General features: G+C 42.5%; 21 protein-coding genes. 14 read left to right on the top strand and 7 right to left on the bottom strand.

The window, feature by feature from the left end:
* From AXW61_RS03285 to rplS, 6 genes are all read left to right on the top strand, one after another.
* Positions 1-693, top strand: a complete 693-nt coding sequence (locus tag AXW61_RS03285; protein WP_081408255.1) for a prepilin-type N-terminal cleavage/methylation domain-containing protein — start codon at positions 1-3, stop codon at positions 691-693.
* The gene (locus AXW61_RS03280; RefSeq protein WP_062032343.1) at positions 693-1,118 is read left to right on the top strand and encodes a type IV pilin protein; all 426 of its coding nucleotides are present in this window, start codon (positions 693-695) and stop codon (positions 1,116-1,118) included. The genes AXW61_RS03285 and AXW61_RS03280 overlap by 1 nt, the downstream gene beginning before the upstream one ends.
* Positions 1,119-1,319: 201 nt before the next feature.
* The gene (gene rpsP / locus AXW61_RS03275) at positions 1,320-1,577 is read left to right on the top strand and encodes a 30S ribosomal protein S16 (RefSeq protein ID WP_004718284.1); all 258 of its coding nucleotides are present in this window, start codon (positions 1,320-1,322) and stop codon (positions 1,575-1,577) included.
* 28 nt (positions 1,578-1,605) lie between these two features.
* The gene (gene rimM, locus AXW61_RS03270) at positions 1,606-2,154 is read left to right on the top strand and encodes a ribosome maturation factor RimM (protein WP_004978035.1); all 549 of its coding nucleotides are present in this window, start codon (positions 1,606-1,608) and stop codon (positions 2,152-2,154) included.
* Positions 2,155-2,181: 27 nt separating this feature from the next.
* The gene (gene trmD, locus AXW61_RS03265) at positions 2,182-2,922 is read left to right on the top strand and encodes a tRNA (guanosine(37)-N1)-methyltransferase TrmD (protein ID WP_062032340.1); all 741 of its coding nucleotides are present in this window, start codon (positions 2,182-2,184) and stop codon (positions 2,920-2,922) included.
* 140 nt (positions 2,923-3,062) lie between these two features.
* Positions 3,063-3,437, top strand: coding sequence for a 50S ribosomal protein L19 (rplS, locus tag AXW61_RS03260; protein WP_004691454.1), 375 nt, complete (start codon positions 3,063-3,065; stop codon positions 3,435-3,437).
* Positions 3,438-3,495: 58 nt separating this feature from the next.
* Here rplS and AXW61_RS03255 read toward each other — a convergent pair whose 3' ends face one another.
* The 3 genes from AXW61_RS03255 to AXW61_RS03245 form a co-directional block, all read right to left on the bottom strand.
* Entirely contained in the window at positions 3,496-4,467 is a 972-nt protein-coding gene (locus AXW61_RS03255) for a triacylglycerol lipase (RefSeq protein WP_062032338.1), read from the bottom strand.
* A 172-nt stretch (positions 4,468-4,639) separates the two neighbouring features.
* Complete coding sequence (locus AXW61_RS03250) at positions 4,640-5,605, bottom strand: triacylglycerol lipase (protein ID WP_155858660.1); 966 nt, start codon at positions 5,603-5,605, stop codon at positions 4,640-4,642.
* Between the two features lie 54 nt (positions 5,606-5,659).
* The gene (locus AXW61_RS03245; protein WP_062032334.1) at positions 5,660-6,691 is read right to left on the bottom strand and encodes a lipase secretion chaperone; all 1,032 of its coding nucleotides are present in this window, start codon (positions 6,689-6,691) and stop codon (positions 5,660-5,662) included.
* A gap of 154 nt (positions 6,692-6,845) precedes the next feature.
* Between AXW61_RS03245 and truB the strand changes: the two genes are divergently transcribed.
* From truB to AXW61_RS03230, 3 genes are all read left to right on the top strand, one after another.
* The gene (gene truB / locus AXW61_RS03240) at positions 6,846-7,751 is read left to right on the top strand and encodes a tRNA pseudouridine(55) synthase TruB (protein ID WP_062032331.1); all 906 of its coding nucleotides are present in this window, start codon (positions 6,846-6,848) and stop codon (positions 7,749-7,751) included.
* Between the two features lie 34 nt (positions 7,752-7,785).
* Positions 7,786-8,553 carry a TSUP family transporter gene (locus tag AXW61_RS03235; protein WP_062032328.1) on the top strand — a complete coding sequence of 256 codons (768 nt, stop codon included), beginning with the start codon at positions 7,786-7,788 and terminating at the stop codon, positions 8,551-8,553.
* Positions 8,554-8,711: 158 nt separating this feature from the next.
* Positions 8,712-9,170, top strand: a complete 459-nt coding sequence (locus AXW61_RS03230) for a hemerythrin domain-containing protein (protein WP_058870389.1) — start codon at positions 8,712-8,714, stop codon at positions 9,168-9,170.
* Between the two features lie 42 nt (positions 9,171-9,212).
* On the opposite strand, the gene AXW61_RS03225 is transcribed toward AXW61_RS03230, so the two are convergent.
* From AXW61_RS03225 to serA, 3 genes are all read right to left on the bottom strand, one after another.
* On the bottom strand, positions 9,213-10,085 hold the full coding sequence (locus AXW61_RS03225; RefSeq protein ID WP_062032325.1) for an EamA family transporter: 873 nt from the start codon (positions 10,083-10,085) through the stop codon (positions 9,213-9,215).
* A gap of 178 nt (positions 10,086-10,263) precedes the next feature.
* On the bottom strand, positions 10,264-11,139 hold the full coding sequence (locus AXW61_RS03220; protein ID WP_062032323.1) for an EamA family transporter: 876 nt from the start codon (positions 11,137-11,139) through the stop codon (positions 10,264-10,266).
* A gap of 138 nt (positions 11,140-11,277) precedes the next feature.
* On the bottom strand, positions 11,278-12,510 hold the full coding sequence (serA, locus tag AXW61_RS03215) for a phosphoglycerate dehydrogenase (protein ID WP_004691438.1): 1,233 nt from the start codon (positions 12,508-12,510) through the stop codon (positions 11,278-11,280).
* Positions 12,511-12,874: 364 nt separating this feature from the next.
* On the opposite strand from serA, the gene AXW61_RS03210 reads away from it, so the two are divergent.
* The 5 genes from AXW61_RS03210 to AXW61_RS03190 all read left to right on the top strand — a co-directional run bounded on the left by AXW61_RS03210 (position 12,875) and on the right by AXW61_RS03190 (position 18,184).
* Positions 12,875-14,284 carry an FAD-binding oxidoreductase gene (locus AXW61_RS03210; RefSeq protein ID WP_004978025.1) on the top strand — a complete coding sequence of 470 codons (1,410 nt, stop codon included), beginning with the start codon at positions 12,875-12,877 and terminating at the stop codon, positions 14,282-14,284.
* Between the two features lie 140 nt (positions 14,285-14,424).
* A complete protein-coding gene (locus AXW61_RS03205; RefSeq protein WP_062032320.1) occupies positions 14,425-14,802 on the top strand; it encodes a hypothetical protein in 378 nt (125 codons plus the stop codon).
* 221 nt (positions 14,803-15,023) lie between these two features.
* Entirely contained in the window at positions 15,024-15,791 is a 768-nt protein-coding gene (locus AXW61_RS03200; RefSeq protein WP_062032318.1) for a nucleotidyltransferase domain-containing protein, read from the top strand.
* Between the two features lie 23 nt (positions 15,792-15,814).
* A complete protein-coding gene (locus AXW61_RS03195) occupies positions 15,815-16,705 on the top strand; it encodes a pirin family protein (protein ID WP_062032315.1) in 891 nt (296 codons plus the stop codon).
* Between the two features lie 249 nt (positions 16,706-16,954).
* Positions 16,955-18,184 carry an MFS transporter gene (locus AXW61_RS03190; RefSeq protein ID WP_062032313.1) on the top strand — a complete coding sequence of 410 codons (1,230 nt, stop codon included), beginning with the start codon at positions 16,955-16,957 and terminating at the stop codon, positions 18,182-18,184.
* Positions 18,185-18,298: 114 nt separating this feature from the next.
* On the opposite strand, the gene AXW61_RS03185 is transcribed toward AXW61_RS03190, so the two are convergent.
* Entirely contained in the window at positions 18,299-18,598 is a 300-nt protein-coding gene (locus AXW61_RS03185) for a DUF3817 domain-containing protein (protein ID WP_004977999.1), read from the bottom strand.
* Positions 18,599-18,613 lie beyond the last annotated feature (15 nt).

The raw sequence follows: 18,613 nt of genomic DNA, 5'->3' as shown, positions 1-18,613 counted from the left end.
ATGAAAAAATACTTCGCTAGGGTGGTTTTTTTGCAGAGGTCGAATATAGTTGCGAACTCTGCTTGTGAGTTAAAAACTTGCAAGCAGGGATTCGCCCGCCTCAACCGCAATGCTGGATTTACACTTATTGAACTGATGATTGTTATCGTGGTTATGGCAGTTCTTACTGCCATCGCTTATCCTAATTATACGCAATACATGGAAAGACGAGATTTGGCAATCGCGAGACAAGAAGCCTTGCGTATTGCTGCAGAGCTTGAACGGTTTAAATCAAGGAATTTTGGTTATAAAGGTTTTGATGCTAGTTATTTGTATGTATATACAGAGACGGATGCTGATGGAAATCCTACAACTGCCAGTTATTATAATAAAACGACGGGTCAATTGTTGTTGCCACTAGGCTCAACGAGTTCCACTGCGAAATATACGTTGACATTGGCGAATGGAGGAACAGGACATAAGCCCTTAACGATTGTTAAAGGATCTGATGGTCAAGAAACAGCAGATTCGGCGAGTGTGAACGGTTTGAGTTGGGTAATGTCGCTAGAGCGTGCTAAGGATAGTGATGGTGAGCCAAAACAGCCACGTAATTACGATCTGCTTTTAAGCAATACAGGTATACATTGTATGACAAAAGTCAAAGATGTAGTGACAGGTTATGCAAATTGCGGCAGTTATAGCGAGTCATGGTAATGAAAAAATACTCTTTAGCATTTACTTTAATTGAATTAATGATTGTTGTCGCAATTATTGGCATCTTGGCAGTAATTGCTTATCCATCTTACACACAGTACAAAATCCGTACCAATCGGGCAGATGTGCAGAGTGAAATGATGCAAATAGCCCAACGGTTACAGAGTTATTATGTCATCAATCATAATTATACCAACGCAACATTGGACAATGGCACAGTGAGTAAAGCCTATCCTGCTTCAGGAAGTGTATATACCATCACCCTTGCGCCACTCGATCAAACTTGGACGCTTACGGCAGTCCCAACCCCGAATACAGTTCAAGATGGTAATGGAGCAGTGGTGCTAAATAGCCAAGGACAAAAATGTTGGGAGAAAGGAACGACATGCAGTGTTTCTACTTCTTCAAATTGGGAAAGTCGTTAATTCTCGTTTGATGAAGTCTCTTAAAAGAGCATTCCTAGATGCTCTTTTTTGTAAAAAATCCAAATTCAAAACTGTGGATAAATCTAAATTATTCTTTCTTTCAGCATAAAATTAACGTAAAATGTCGCCCTCTATGAAAGGGGTTTGAAGTGTATCGATGGTCGGTACAGGGATAATCCGTAAAAACTATAAGGTTGTATCATGGTAGTTATTCGTCTTGCACGCGGTGGTGCTAAAAAACGTCCGTTCTATCAAGTTATTGTAACTGATAGCCGTAATGCACGTGACGGTCGTTTCATCGAACGTATCGGTTTCTTCAACCCAACAGCTCAAGGTAAAGCAGAAAAACTTCGTTTAGATGCTGACCGTTTTGCACACTGGGTTGCTCAAGGTGCTCAACCATCTGAACGTGTTGCTTCTTTAGCTGCTCAAGCTAAGAAAGCTGCAGCTACTGCATAATTTTTGCTAATTAAGTAGTAGGTAGCCCATGACACCAACACAGAATGTTCCCGAAGATCGTATTCAGATTGGACAGTTACGTTCAGCATATGGATTAAATGGGTGGCTCTGGATCTATTCCAATACAGAACCGATGAGCAACATCTTTGACTATCTGCCTTGGTACATTGAAACCAAAGCAGGTTGGCAAACAATAGATGTAAAACGTTGGAAACCGCATGGCAAAGGCTTAGTTGTTTCGCTAAAAGGCGTCATTGATCGCACTGCAGCAGATAACTTAGTTGGCGCAAATGTCTGGATTTCAAAAGCGCAACTCCCTAAGGCAGGAATGGATGAGTTTTACTGGTCAGATTTGAAAGGCTTAACAGTGTTAGGTTTGGATGATGAAGAACAAGAAGTAAATCTCGGAAAAATCCATGAAATGTTTGAGACAGGTGCCAATGATGTGATGGTGGTTCACGCAACACCAGACAGCGTTGATGCTGAAGAGCGTATGATTCCATGGCATAAAGATGTGGTGCAACGCGTTGATCTCGAAGCTGGTCGTATTTACGTGAATTGGGGCGTAGATTACTAATTATTTTTGGAAATACGGGGGTCTGCGATGTTTTTTGCAGTCATTACGCTTTTTCCTGAAATGTTTGAAGCGATTACAGCCTACGGTATTAGCGGGCGTGCAGCAAAAAGTGATTTAGTACAAGTAACTTGTATTAATCCCCGTGATTATGCTGAGGGCAACTACAAACGAGTGGATGAACGTCCATTTGGTGGTGGTCCAGGTATGGTGATGATGGCTGAGCCTCTGGCAAAAGCAATTCAACATGCCAAAGAGCTTGCCATGCAAACAGGTGCAGTTCATGTTCCTGTGGTGTATATGTCACCGCAAGGAAAAACCTTAAATGAGCCTGCAGTACAACAGTTTGTCGACTATGATGGATTGATTGTATTGTGTGGTCGTTATGAAGGGGTCGATGAACGTTTGATCCAAAAGTATGTTGATCAGGAATGGTCCATAGGGGATTACGTATTATCGGGTGGCGAGCTTCCTGCGATGGTTTTATTAGACAGTATTATTCGGAGACTTCCGGGTGCAATGTCTGATGAACAGTCTCATGTGCAAGACTCATTTGTGGATGGTCTTTTAGACTGCCCACAATATACCAAGCCAGACCATTTTGAAGGTTTGGATGTCCCTGAAGTCTTAAAGTCGGGACATCATGCCAATATTGAGAAATGGCGGTTTTTGCAGCGTTATCAACGAACACAACAACGCCGACCTGAGTTGGTGGACAATGTGGAGTTGACGAAGCAGCAAAAGAAATGGCTAACAGATTTGAATACTTAATTCAGAGTATTCTTTTAATAGGCTCTTTGTGCATTGAAGTGGTCAAGCATAAAGAGAAAGATAATCGGGTCTATGCGATTTAGCCTCTATACCCAGCGGATATCAGACCTCTTCTGACCCGCACATATTGGAGATACCCCATGAGCGGTAAGCATCCTTTAGTACAAGCTGTTGAAAATGCACAGCTTAAACAAGACATCCCAGCTTTTGCACCAGGCGATACAGTTATCGTTCAGGTTAAAGTAAAAGAGGGTGACCGTGAGCGTCTTCAGGCATTTGAAGGTGTTGTAATCGCGAAGAAAAACCGTGGCTTGAACTCTGCGTTCACAGTACGTAAAATTTCTAGCGGTGTTGGTGTTGAGCGTGTTTTCCAAACTCACTCTCCAATCGTTGCTAAAATCGAAGTGAAACGTCGTGGTGACGTTCGTCGTGCTAAACTTTACTACCTACGTGAATTGTCTGGTAAAGCTGCACGTATTCGTGAAAAGTTACCAGCTCGTAAAGTTAAAGCTTAATTTTAAGTTTTACACGAGTAAAAAATGCGCCCAATGGCGCATTTTTTATGCCTAAATTTTAGAGTCCTTGTAGCTTCAAACGGTTAGCGTGTTGACGATAAACATCCACAGGGTCTGGAGCAAAAATAGAACGTAGTCCAAAGAACTGGTTAATCACATCTAAATGGTTCCAATTATAGTTATCGCGCACGGTCTTGCCATACTTGGCACTACAACGTGAGACTAAGCCATCATTATCATTTGGCGCTTGCATGAGTAAGCCTGTTGCACCCAATAATGAGTCTGGATCAAGTACGTTCGTCAACGTTGAGTTGCCAGAGAAAGAGTAAAAATAAACTCCATTTTCTTTCGCTAAACCTTCACCACAGCTTGTTTTTGGCATACCCAGTGGATATTTCTGTGCAAAAGCTTTAGACCCAGCTTGACTTAAGCTTTTACCCGCACCGAGTGCATCATGTGGAAATAAGTTCGGATTTTGCTGTTGTGCCCAAACAATAGCCTTGGACCCAAAGTTGATTAAGCCTACCAGCGGTTGTTCTAGCAGCGTACCTTGCGCGGAAATAATCAAATCCGCCACAGGAGAGCCTTTTAAAGGACTAGAAATGGCTGTTGCAGACGCGATTTTATTGGGCATAACATTTGAGACATAGGCAATACTATGTCCGCCGTGACTATGACCAAGCAAATTGACTTTGGGTGCTCCTGTAATCGCTAAGATTTCATCAACTTGTTGCAGCAGTTGTTCACCACGAACTTCAGATGTGTTGAATGGAGAAACGCGTGTTGCCCATGCGTTTGCACCGTTACGGGCTAAATCTGGCAAGATTTGATACCAATAATCCACTCCGAGTTCATCGGTTCCTGCTCGAATCCAGCCACCCATACCATGTGCAAAAACCAAAGGGTATTTGGTCTTTGCATAATTAGAGGCAACGTAGTTTGATTTAATTTGTGAAGCGGCTGCTTGCGTTTGTGTAGCAGCAAGTGCGCAGGTCGACAGCAGTCCAGCTATCAATAATCCATATTTCATTGATCATCCTCGTTTTTTATTTTTTATGACGACAATTTAAGTTGTCAAAATGAGTATAAAGGTGAGAGAGGAGGAGCGTGGAGAAATCCGATTAAATGAAATACAGTTTGTAACTGGATAATTCTAGGAGGCATCCCTCCGAAACGGTAAAGATTCGAAGGGAAAAATAGAACTAGAGTCCTTGAAGTTTTAAGCGATTGGCATGTTGGCGATAGACATCAACAGGGTCTGCGCTAAATAGTCCACGTAGCCCCATAACTTGGTTGACCTCATCTAAATGGTTCCAGTCATAGTTATCACGGATGACTTTACCGAAGTGTGTACTACAGCGTGCCACCAAACCATCATTATCTAAATGGCCATAGGCCAAAGGCCCCAACAGTGAGATCGCACTATCTGCAACATCGAGAATGTTCGTGACTTGAGACGTGCCAGTCCACGAATAGTAATATACGCCATTGCTGGATGTTGCACCGCTCTTGTTACAGTCTGAAGCCAGTGCTGTTGTTGGATATTTCTGATTAAAAACACTGGAACCTTGCTCACTAATCGAGGTGAGTGATGCTGTTAAATTGCTTTTTAATGAAGGGTTACTTTGTCCATAAGCAAGCATAGGGCCAATAATATAATCCGCCGCTAGGCTGAGCAGTTGTGTTCCGCCTTGATTGGCAAGAAGCTGATCAGCCACTTTTGAACCTCTAAATGTTGCTCCCACACCTGTCAGTGAGGCCACATATTGCGGTTTAACTGCTTCTACATAGCGAATGGTTGGTCCGCCATGGCTATGTCCAATCAAATTAACCTTGGGCTTGCCAGTCAGGGCGATGACTTCTTCAACTTGTTGTAGTAACTGTTCACCACGTACTTCAGTTGATTCAAGTGGGGAAATTTGTGCTGCAAAGGTGGTTGCACCATTTCGAGCCAAGTCGGGTAAAATTTGATACCAGTAATCCAGTCCAAGTTCGGCAACGCCCACTCGGCTAAACCCAAACATGCCATGGGTAAATAGCATTGGATATTTAGTTTGAGCATAATTAGTTTTTACGCTTGCAGTCACCGTCTGTAATCCAGCTGTGGCTGTGGTTGCGCTGAGTCCAAGGCTGGTAACCAGACCTACGAGTGACATTGTTTGTATCATTCTTTTCGTTATAAACATTTTTTTCATCCTGAAAAAGTCAAACACGGTATAGCTTTAATCTGCGAACGGAAGTTTTCCTCCCGCGTCATGCGTGGTTTCAAAGGCTCCTAGTCGAAGTTGTTCTTGTGAATTATTAAACTGTTGATCACGTAGTTTTTGAATGGCTTGCTGCTGTGCGTCTTGATTCATATTGCTTTTAAGAATGATGTCGCGTTGTTCTAAGTAAGTATTGACCCGAGATTTCCAATTGTTTCGATCTTGGTCGAGTTTTTCTAGGCGTATGGTCGCTTCGGCACCGACAAGATTCTGGCGCATTTGGCGAATTTCTTCGGCAGAACCGCCGCGCGCCTTAATATCTGAGGTCAGTTTACGCAGATCTTCGAGTTTGGAGAGTTGTTCTAGATTTTCTTTCCAATCTTCGGGCAGTTGAGCAAACAGTTCTTTCAGTTTCTGCGCTTTTTGTACTTCAGTCAGGGACTGATCTGCCATGATGCTCATACGGTCTAAGGTATATTCATGGTAGGTATTTTCAGCGCCAAAGAGGCCTTCGATTTCATAGTCGGAAAAGAACTGGCTACGTAGGGTTTTCATCGAAGCAAAAATTTTACGATAGTACTCAGGGTCTTCTTTATTTAGGCTTGGCTCCTTGAGGCTCCCCAATTGCACACGATAATCTAAATAACGAGTCCAAAGATCTAAAATCTGCTTAAGCGCAGGTTCTTTATAACCTTGCTGCATATAGGCTTTAAAATCTTGCTTGATCTGATCAATATTTTTTTCACCATATTGGGTAATAAAATATTCAAAACAATTACGAGTCTGTTCATTGACAACTAAGCGATTACTTTGGTCGAGCACCAGTTGGCAGTTGATCTCGGTGTCCTGTTGGCTGTTGCTGACAAAAGGCAACCCTGATGCATGTGGCAAGTCTGACGCTGCGGGTAATAAGCCTGACGTATTTTGAGCACTAGAGCTAATCGGCCCTTGGTTTGAGCCGACAGTTGCATTGGGTGCGAGCCAAATGAGAAAACCAAGAATGACAACAACGATCACGGCGAAAATGAGCCATAATTTCTTTTTTTGCATATCCTATGCCTAACATCCCTATTGTATCTTTTATTTAATTCATATGACTGAACTCGATTTATTCTGAAACAAAAGGGTAAATAAACAACAGAAAAGTTGTAAAACTAGACAAGCGGTTGATAGTATTGCGGCAGCTTTAAGACGTGTCTATGTTATGAAATCATCTGCTTCAAAAATCCAGCGCCGTGCCGTGAATGGTGTATTTTTATTGAATAAGCCATTGGGAATCAGTTCAAATGCGGCATTGCAAAAAGTGCGCTGGTTATACCGTGCGCAAAAGGCGGGGCATACAGGAGCGCTTGATCCATTGGCATCGGGACTGCTGCCGATTTGTTTGGGCGAAGCGACCAAGTTTTCGCACTTTTTGTTGGACTCGGTGAAGCGCTATCAAACCACCATTCAGCTGGGGCACAGTACCACCACAGGTGATGTAGAAGGCGAGCAGTTGTTAGAGCAGGCTGTACCTGAGTTAACCGAAGAGTTGATTGAAGTCGTTTTGGCTCAGTTTGTGGGTGATATTCAGCAAGTGCCACCAATGTATTCCGCTTTGAAGAAAGATGGTCGTCCTTTATATGAGTTGGCCCGTAAAGGGATTGAAATTGAGCGTGAAGCACGCCCAATTACCATCTCTGCAATTGAGCTGCTTTCATTCACGGCAGACAGTGTCACCCTTGATATTACTTGCTCGAAAGGTACATATATTCGTGTTTTAGGCGAAGATATTGCGAAGGCATTGGGTACTTATGGTCATTTAACTTATTTACACCGTATTAAAACGGGTCATTTTGATCTGATTCCAAGTTATACCATTGAGTATTTGGAAAGTTTGTCGGAACAAGAGCGCGAAGCACTGTTGTTACCTGTATATGCACCTGTAGATCATTTTCCTAAAGTACAAGTTCCAGAAGGGCGCAGTGAATACTTTAGTCGCGGTATGGAAAGTAATATTGAGCATACAGCGGAAGCACAGGTCTTGGTTTTCGATGGGGAAAAATGCTTAGGCTTGGCTGAAATTACTGATAAGAAAAGATTGGTTCCAAAGCGGGTTTTAAATCTATAATCGAAATATATCACTCGGTAAAAAAGGATAAGGCGTGGACATCGACATTATTATCAGTCTGATCTTTTTTGCCTTTTGCGCAGGCGCAATTGACGCTGCTGTTGGCGGTGGTGGACTGATCCAAATTCCCGCTTTGATGAATGCATTTCCGTCGATGGCACCTGCCACTTTATTTGGCACCAACAAATTAGCGGCGGTGGTGGGTACAGCCACTTCCGCCGTTTCCTTTGCCCGCAAAGTTCGCTTTGAATGGAAACTTTTGGCTGTGGTCGCAGTGTGTGCCACCATCAGTTCATTTGGGGGCGCGGCCAGTGTCGCCATGATTCCAAAAGAAGTCCTCCAACCCTTTGTCTTGGTCATGTTGATTGTGATGGCGGTCTATACCCTCATGAAGAAGCAATTTGGGCAAGTGCATATGGCACAGCGTGTGACACCTAAAATTTTACTGTTGGCGGGAATCGGGAGTTTAGCCATTGGCTTTTATGATGGTTTGTTTGGCCCAGGCACGGGCAGTTTCTTTATTTTCTATTTTATTCGCTATTTACGCGTTGATTTTTTGCATGCGGCGGCATTGGCTAAAATTGGCAATGTGATGACCAATCTTGCGGCGCTAAGCTTTTTCATTCCCTCGGGGCATGTGCTCTTCGCTGTAGGAGGCACGATGGCCGTCGCAAATATGATCGGGTCTATTTGTGGGGTAAAAATGGCGCTGAAATACGGCAGTGGTTTTATCCGCATTTTATTTCTTATTTTGGTAACTATTTTAATTCTCAGATTGAGCTATCAAATGTTTTTGATGTAATGGTGCGATACCTTTAAAACTTCATTACAAAAAACGCGCAGTCTGTGACCTCATTTCTCGTTTATTGCATTTATGATCAATACAGTGCACTCAATGCTGTGCCAAGAAGCTTTTCAATAAAAAATGATGTTTTAAGTTGAACGGAACTGGAGCATAGAATGAATATATTTGAAGCCTTAAGAGAAAGTCACGTTATACAACGTAATTTGGCTGAACGACTACTCGAAACTTCAGGGGATACGCCTGAGCGCCGTGAGCTATTTGAACGGCTTAAAAATGAATTATTTGCTCATGCTGTTGCAGAAGACCGTTATTTTTATATCCCGTTAATGATGACTGATTCGGGCCTCAACATTACCCGCCATGCTTTGGCAGAACACCATAAAATGGATGAGTTATTGGAACAATTGACCGAGACGGAATTCTCAAATCCGGGCTGGTTGGCAATTGCAAAAAAATTATCGGAAACCGTACATCATCACTTACAAGAAGAAGAGCATGGTTTCTTTCAGCAAGCAGGAAAAATTTTACTCGATGCTCAAAAGACTGCGCTCGCCAAGCAGTATCAGCAGGAATATAAAAAATACAAAAAAATTGAAAAAGACAGTTTGGTTTAAGTCCATTTTAAACAAAAGATGGCGAGTGCCATCTTTTGTGATTTAAAGCGCGTCATCACTTTGCGGTTTGGCTCTAAAGGTAACACCAACGGAGGCAATCATAATGCAAACTAGCGCTAACGTTTGCCACATGCTAATTTGTTCTTTCAGTAATAACCAGCCTGCCAAGGCTGCTAAAGCTGGCGATAAACTTGAAAGCGTCCCATAGCTGAGTTTACTTAAACGTTTCAAAGCCATCAGGTCTAGAGCATAAGGAATGGTTGTGGCGAGTAGTGCAATCAATAAGGCTTTCGGCCAGTATTCCGTTTGCATTAGCGCTGTATGGTTATGCGTGGCACTAATCGGCAGAAGCACCAAGGCTGAGATCACAATAGCAATACTGAGGGCATGCATGCCGATATTTTGACGGACGACTTTTTGCCCAAAATAAATATACAGCGCCCAGCACGCACCCGCTGAAACTGCAAATGCGGCTCCTAAGAAGGAGAAGTTGGTTGCATTGGCTTGATGCCACGGTACCATCAGTGCAATGCCTAAAATCGCTAATCCGACCCAAATATAATCACGACGTTGTTTGATCGAGAGTAGCGCTAAAGTTAAAGGGCCTAAAAACTCTAAACCTACGGCAATACCTTGCGGCAGTCTACCCAGTGAAGCGTAGAATAAAATATTCATGAGGCATAAGGCTGCCGTATAGCTCAGTAAATCTTTCCATTTTAAATGCGGTAGGCGTTTAATGATGCTCCATGAGCGGAACATCAGCACAATTAAAATTGCGGCAAAGCACAGTCTAAGGGTCACCACGGTGAGGGGATCCAACACAGCAATCAACTGCTTGGCAAAAGAAGCACTGATTTGATAGGACAGCATGGACAAGACCATGAACATCACTGCCATCAGTTGAGAATTAGGCATCATGCACACATCAGGTCATGGCGACCTGTTATTTTAAGAAGGTGGATTAGTATAACCATTCAGCACCCAAGTTGGATGCTGAATAAGCTGATTTTTTGAAATGCAACAACATGAATTTAAAAGTAATCAATACAGCCGTTGGATTTAAAAGCTAAATTCAAATGCTGGATCACATGGTTTAAACTGCAGCTTTTCGGTTTTTCTGGGTTGTATAGGTACAACCAATAGACGCCATGATAATCACGCTGAGCGCAAGCCACTGTGACCACAATAGTTGCTCGCCTAGAAAGACAAAACCGGATAGTGCTGCGATAGCAGGTTCAAGGCTCATGAGCGTCCCAAAACTTAAAGCGGTTAAATTGCGTAGCGCAATCATTTCTAAGCTAAAAGGCAAAGCGCTAGCCAAAACTGCCAAAGCTATGAAATAGACCAAGTTTGAGGGTTTAAACACATTTGTGGGTAAACCACTGAATAGGGCAAGCGGCATTAATATCAGCATACCGACAAACATGCCTAAGCACACGGTATGGTTGCCCGAAACACCCGATGGGCGCTGCCCCGCCACGATATACAAGGCCCAACATGCACCTGCACCTAGTGCAAATGTGATCCCAAGAGGGTCTAAAGGTTGAGCAGCTTGGTCGAATGGAAACAGTAAAACCAAACCTAAAATAGCCAGCCCGACCCAAACAAAGTCAAAGCGTTGTTTGGCATAAAACAGAGCAACACTGAGTGGGCCAATAAACTCAAACGACACTGCAATGCCGAGCGGCAGGCGAGCAATGGATAAATAAAACAATAGGTTCATGCCTGCCAAAGCAAAACCATAGCTGAGAATGGCTTTATATTTGACTTGCTTAAAATCAACCTGCCAAATTTTAAACAGCACGGCCAAGATGATTGATCCCAACAGCAAGCGCATGGCGGAAACAGTTAAAATGGGAAATTGATCGAACAGCACTTTGGCCAGTGAACCACTACTTTGCAAGCTAAGCATTGCAATCAGCAATAAAAAGGTAGCTTGGAGGTGGGGAGTACTTTTTAGATTTGGCATTATTAGAATACTAGATAGAGAAATGAATACTTGCAAAAAGTAGCGGAGAATGTGCTTGGGTCGCACATAAAATTTTAACAAGTATTCAAAAATAAAAAAACCACAGCTTGGCAGCTGTGGTTTTTAAAAAGAGTCGAATTAGAACAATACGCGAACGCGGATTGTGCCTTCAACGTCTTGTAGAGTATCTAAAGCTTCTTGAGATGCTGTTGCATCTACATCCATTACCAAGTAACCCACATCACCTTTGGTCATGAGAGACTGACCTGAAATGTTGATGCCGTGTTCAGCAAACAAGTTGTTGATTTTTGACAACACGCCTGGCACGTTTTTGTGGATGTGAAGTAAACGGTGTTTACCTTCGGTCAACGGTAACGCGATTTCTGGGAAGTTCACCGCAGATAAAGTCATGCCTTTATCTGAATAAGAAACGAATTTCTCAGCCACTTCTAAACCAATGTTCGCTTGCGCTTCCATGGTCGAACCACCTACGTGAGGGGTTAAGATCACGTTTGGAATGTTACGTAGTGGAGAAATGAATTCTTCACCATTGGCTTTTGGTTCTTTCGGGAACACGTCAACCGCAGCACCAGCAACATGACCTGATTTCAAGGCATCTGCTAAGTCTTCAATCACGACACATGTACCACGTGCAGCATTGATGAAGATTGCACCTTCTTTCATTTGTGCAAATTTTTCTTTGGTCATGAAGTTACGTGTAGACGGAACATCAGGTACATGCAAAGAAACAACATCAGCATTGGCTAAAAGTTCGTTTAAGCTACCGACTTGACGTGCATTACCTAATGGTAGTTTTGTTACTGTGTCGAAGTAGATCACTTTCATACCTAAGCTTTCAGCAAGGACAGAAAGTTGTGAACCGATTGAACCGTAACCGACAATCCCTAAAGTTTTGCCACGAGTTTCGAACGAACCAACAGCTGACTTGTTCCAACCGCCTGCATGTGTATCTGTCGATTTTTCAGGTACACGGCGAAGAAGAAGAATAGCTTCAGCAAGTACAAGTTCAGCCACTGAACGTGTATTTGAGTATGGTGCGTTAAATACTGGAATACCACGAACCATCGCAGCATTTAAGTTCACTTGGTTGGTACCAATACAGAAACAACCAACAGCGATTAATTTATTCGCTGCTTCAAACACTTCTTCAGTGAGTTGTGTACGGGAACGAATACCAATGAAATGTGCATCTTTAATCGCTTCTTTCAACGCTTCACCTTCAAGCGCAGTTTTACGATAATCGATGTTGGTGTATCCGGCAGCATTTAGTGTGTCGATTGCGTTTTGGTGAACGCCTTCTAACAACAAGAAACGAATTTTATCTTTAGGAAGTGAAAGATGTTGGCTCATTACGGCTCCGCTACAAAGGCCAAATTTAGTGGCGATATAATAGCACGTACTGCGCCCGATATACATTTCCTTTATGCGGACTCTGCTGGGTATTTTTAGCCTCTATGGTGCGTAAAAAAGTCTTTTTGGTCTAATTAAACTAATCATTTCAAAGGTATCCTGAATAAAACAGCTTTTTCTGCGGGAAACAGAAAAAATGCCTTATAATATGACTCCGTGAAAATAAGCCAGTTGCACACTGCTGCTTAAATCCTCACGAACTGCCTGAGCCTTAGGGCATGGAAAGACTGAAATAAAGCGCTTTTCATGCAGAGAACCCTAGCGCCACAAACAACTTGTTTACTTCTTGCAAGGTCTGAAAACGATGAATGCTCCAGTCGCTTTAACCCCAGAGTTATTGACCCAATTGACAGCAATTGTAGGTGAAAACCGCATTAAAACCGATGCGGATAGCCTTGAAAATTGGGGACGCGATCATACCAAACATTTTGATCCAAACCCGTCAGTCATCGTTTTTCCATCGAGCACGGAACAAGTGCAAGCGGTTGTGAAACTTGCAAATGAGTTTAATGTTGCGATTACACCATCAGGTGGTCGTACTGGCTTATCTGCTGGTGCAGTCGCTGCCAACGGTGAAATTGTGGTGAGCATGGACAAGATGAACCAAATCTTGGAATTCTTCCCAGCAGACCGTATGGTTCGAGTCCAAGCAGGCGTGGTGACTGAACAGCTGCAAAACTATGCTGAAGAGCAAGGCATGTATTACCCAGTCGATTTTGCTTCTGCGGGTTCGAGTCAAATTGGTGGAAACATTGGCACCAATGCAGGCGGTATTAAGGTCATTAAATACGGCATGACGCGTAACTGGGTACTTGGTTTAACCGTAGTCACGGGTAAGGGTGATGTGCTGCGTCTAAACAAAGGCATGATCAAAAATGCAACTGGTTATGCGCTGCAACATTTATTCATTGGTGGCGAAGGTACACTGGGCTTAGTGACTGAAGCTGAAATCAAACTGGAACGCCAACCGCAAGACCTTCAAGTAATGGTATTGGGCGTGCCTGACTTTGATGCGGTGATGCCTGTACTGCATGCTTTCCAAGCAAAAATTGACCTGACGGCATTTGAGTTCTTTGGTGAACTGGCAATGCAAAAAGTGTTGGCACATGGTCATGTACAACGTCCATTCGAAACCGAATGTCCATTTTATGTGTTGTTAGAATTTGAAGCGCCATTTGAGCCAATTATGGACAAGGCGATGGAAATTTTTGAGCACTGTATGGAACAAGGCTGGGTACTGGATGGCGTGTTGAGCCAAAGCCTCGATCAAGTGGAAAGTCTATGGCGTTTACGTGAAGACATTTCTGAGTCGATTGCTCCATTTACACCATACAAAAACGACATTTCAGTTTTGATTACGCATGTACCTGCATTTATTAAAGAAATTGATGCGATTGTGGCAAGCAACTACCCAGACTTTGAGATCTGCTGGTTCGGTCATATTGGTGACGGTAATTTACACTTAAATATTTTAAAACCGGCTGACTTAAGCAAAGACGAATTCTTTGCCAAATGTCAGGTGGTGAATAAATATGTCTTTGAAACTGTAAAAAAATACGACGGTTCAATTTCTGCGGAGCACGGTGTAGGTATGACCAAAAAGCCATACCTTGACTACACGCGTTCGGCGGAAGAGATTGAATATATGAAGGCATTGAAGCAAGTTTTCGATCCAAACGGGATTATGAACCCAGGTAAATTATTCGACCTTTAAGTTCGAATTGGGTTTTAAAAGCGCATCCATGGTGATGCGCTTTTTTATGGCTGAAGGAACTGAATTACATTTACTAAATAGTGTAATAGGCCTAAAAAAGGCATGATGGACTGATAAATAATGAATTTTGGGTGGGATTTATGTTGCGTCTTATTTTAGCTTCAGCCGTATGTGTGGGATTATTGTCAGGTTGTGCGACGACAAAGAATTTGGTCAATAAAGTAGGCGTAGGTACATCTGATACGCCTTTGACTCAGGTACTTAAAGAGCGCCCAGATTTGCGTAATGAGTTGGCTACGGTTGAAATCCGTCAGTACTTTAATACAGTGGAGTCTCCAACTGCGGCAGAAGTCAAAGTGACTGAAACGGGTTTGTTGGATGACTCGGTGAAGTCGGTGCGTACCGTGTATAACTTTAAGTTGGTCGATGGTGACTGGGAAAAAACTGCGACAAAAACCTCTTACCAGTGTGCGCGCGGTAAAAATACCAAGAACTTCCAAACAGCGAAGTGTTCATAATAAATCTTTGATTTATGGTTGAACTTTAGACAAGTCTGCCTCATAAAAAGCGTATCGGTTGATGCGCTTTTTTGCTTTTTGGGGCGGTATAGGCAAAAACCTTTTCTATTTTTTAGTTGAGCTGTGGATGAAAAAAGACAAGATAGTTTCTGATAAAAAACCTGATTTTACTGAAATTAGTGATATAAAAGCTTTAGATTGCCCCCAAAAATGTGAACAGAATGAACATCCAACAAGAAATTCAAAACTTATTCGAAAACAGAGATGAACATCCATTATTTTATATTGAAAGCGGTAGCCGTCTATGGGGAATGGCAAGTCCAGATAGTGATTATGATGTAAGAGGTGTGCATCTGCCGTCTAAGGAGCAATATTATGACTATCGCCAACATCGTGATCTTATTGAAATCATGGACGGCGATTTCGATTTTGTCTCATTCGATTTGAACAAAATGTTTGGTTTAATTGCCAAAAGTAACCCAACAGTTTTGGAATGGGTACGCGCTCATATTGTTTATTTTAATGCATTTCCAGAATGGGAAAATTTTAGAGATGGATTATTGAATCGAGTAGATTATAAAGCATTGTATTATCACTATTTATCTCTTGCGAAAGGTGGGATGCAAGTGATGCAGACAGCAGATAATTTTACTTATAAGAAAGTGTTTTACTCAATTCGAGGTTTAATGTCAGCTGAATTAGCAACTCAACAAATCATGCCTGAGTTACAGATTACAGAGTTGTTTGATCAAATTAGTGCAGATGACCCCTTACGGCATTGGGCTGAAGACTATTTAGAAATTAAGAAACAACAAAAAGAAAAAGCACAGTTACCAGAGGTTGAGCAAACTAAAATTTTAAAGTTATTAGAATGTAAAATTGAAGTGCTCAATACACAGCCAATTCAGTCGACCAATGATTTAGAAAAGTTACAGCAATATCTTACAGAGTATAGTTTCAGTTTAAAACAACACTTCTATGGTACTTAGTTTGGTTGGTGGATTATTAAATCATGAAAACCCTTGCCTTTATTCACTCAGAAAGTACACGGACGGCTGTAGGTGACTTTGCCCCAGTCATCTCCGTGTTTTCACACTATGAACTGGGGAATTCGGTTTCACCTTTTCTATTGCTTGATCATATAGGCCCGAGTTATTTACAACCAACTCGCTTAAAAAAGGGCGTGAGTGAACATCCGCATCGTGGCTTTGAAACCGTAACTATTGTTTATCAAGGTGAACTTGCCCATCAGGACTCTACAGGTGGTGGCGGTGTGATTAGGGCAGGGGATGTACAGTGGATGACAGCAGGGGCTGGAGTACTGCACGAAGAAGTATTTAGTGAGGCATTTTCCAAAACAGGCGGGGCATTTGAAATGATCCAGTTGTGGGTCAACCTACCTGCCAAAGACAAAATGAATTCTGCACGTTATCAGCACTTGAGTCATGAAGCCATTCCAAAGCTTGAGTTGGCGAAAGCTCAAGGAACGGTCAGGGTGATTGCAGGGATTTATGAAAACCAGATAGGGCCTGCTCAAACACATAGCCCTATGAACGTGTTGGATGTTCAGCTTACAGCGGGTACGAAAACAGTTTTACCTGTATCGGAAGGTGAGACGACACTGCTGTATATTCGTAGTGGTCGTCTTCAGCTCAATAGCGGAGAAATGATAGAAGCACAGCAGATGGCAGTCATGTCCAATCATGGTGAGGACTTTGAAATAAAAGCGGTACAAGACAGCGCTTTTTTATTACTCAGTGGGCAGCCTTTAAATGAACCGATTTATGGACGAGGTTATTTTGTCATGAACACCTTCACCGAAGTTTTACAGGCGTATGAGGACTTAAAACAAGGGCATTTTATTGCGCCTAATACAAAACCAAATGTGACAGATGAAACTTAAAAAAGTAACAATACAAACAGATGCAACACTGCTAAAATAGCTTAACTGAGCTTTGTCGGTGTCACCGCTCGGTCTATTTTAATAACACCTTTTCTAAAAACGCTTTGTGAATACAGCGTAAAACCAGTGTGCATTTCTCGCACCCATTACATTTTTTATTCAATTTTACAGTGCTTGCCATTGGGCTTAGTCGTCTCTCCCTCTAACTGACTTTGCTCAGGCTTGTACGCATTTTATATATAGATAACAATGCAAAACGTACAAACTTTAAAGTTAAGCCGTGCCACATTGATGTTTCCTTTGGCATTGGTTTTATTCGAATTTTCGGTCTATATCGGTAACGATTTAGTCCAGCCTGCTATGCTCGCGATTACCCAAGATTTTGGGGTAAGTAGTGCGTGGGCGCCATCCTCTATGTCCTTTTACTTACTGGGCGGTGCTTGTGTCGCGTGGCTGCTTGGACCACTCTCAGACCGTTTAGGCCGTAAAAAAGTGTTGCTCGCAGGTGTGGCATTTTTCGTGCTGACTTGCCTCGCGATTTTACTCACTCAAAACATTGAGTCTTTTTTGGCGCTCCGCTTCTTACAAGGCGTGGGGCTATCGATGATTTCTGCTGTGGGTTATGCCGCAGTACAGGAAAGTTTTGAAGAGCGTGATGCCATTAAAGTCATGGCACTCATGGCCAATATTTCTTTGCTGGCACCGCTGCTAGGCCCAGTAGTGGGCGCGTTTATGATTGACCATGTGTCATGGCATTGGGGCTTTATTGGCATCGCCTTTTTGGCTTTTTTAAGTTGGTTTGGTTTAAAAGCCAAAATGCCTGCGACACAACAGCGTCATTCTAAAAAGCCGCTGCACTATATTTGGGATGACTATAAAACGGTCTATAAAAATAAGACTTTTTTGGCGCTCACCTTTGGTTTGCCTATGGTGGCCATGCCGTTGATGTTGTGGATCGCACTTTCACCTGTGATCTTGGTAGAGGAACTTGGCTTAAGCAGTATGCAATATGGCTTGGCGCAGTTCCCCGTCTTGGGTGGTCTCATTCTGGGCAACATTGTACTGATTAAAGTCATCGACAAAATGGCACTCGGTAAAACTGTGTTACTCGGTTTACCTTTGATGTTCGTCGGTACGCTGTTGGTGGTGCTTGGCACCATTTTCCAAAGTTATTTCTTGCCGTTACTGATTGTGGGGATGACTTTGGTGAGCTTTGGCGAAGGTATCAGTTTTTCTGTGTTATATCGCTTTGCTTTGATGTCATCGGAAGTGTCCAAAGGGACGGTTGCCGCAGCCGTTTCGGTACTGATGATGTTTACGTTCTTCTTCGTGATTGAACTGGTTCGCGTGGCTTATGTGGCATTTGGTCTTTGGGCCTACAGTTTGGTCTGCCTCATTTTGATTGCACTTTGGTTTAGCTTTCCACGTGTGACCGTGAAAAAAGTGATGCAAAAACGTCTTGAGCGTGGTGTTTACTAAGATTTATTCGCTGAATTCAGCGAAGTGCACATCATAAAAAAGCGCGCATTCATTTGAATGGGCGCTTTTTTATTAAGGCTTTAAAAAATCCTTTTTAAAGCCAGTTTTTTAAACTTAGGCTTCAGCTTGCTCAGGTTCTAATTTTTTAATTTTGGCATCAAACACAAAAGGTCCAAAAGGTAAGATCGAAGCAATCAAACCTAAAATAAACATCTTCAAAGACCATTTTTGCTTTTCACAGACCACAAACAGCACAATTAAAAACAAGATAAATAATACGCCATGGCCCATACCCACGTATTTGACTAGGATCGGGTTATCAAAGATGTATTTCATTGGCATCGCAACGAATAACAACAGTAAAAAAGAAATCCCTTCTAAAAATCCTACAACACGTAATGTCTGAATGTTCATGGTCAAAAAATCTAT

The sequence above is a fragment of the Acinetobacter sp. BMW17 genome (assembly GCF_001592855.1).
Lineage (GTDB): Bacteria > Pseudomonadota > Gammaproteobacteria > Pseudomonadales > Moraxellaceae > Acinetobacter > Acinetobacter johnsonii.
The sequence above is the reverse complement of the archived record's forward strand: the minus strand, read 5'-3'. Positions and strand labels throughout refer to the sequence as shown.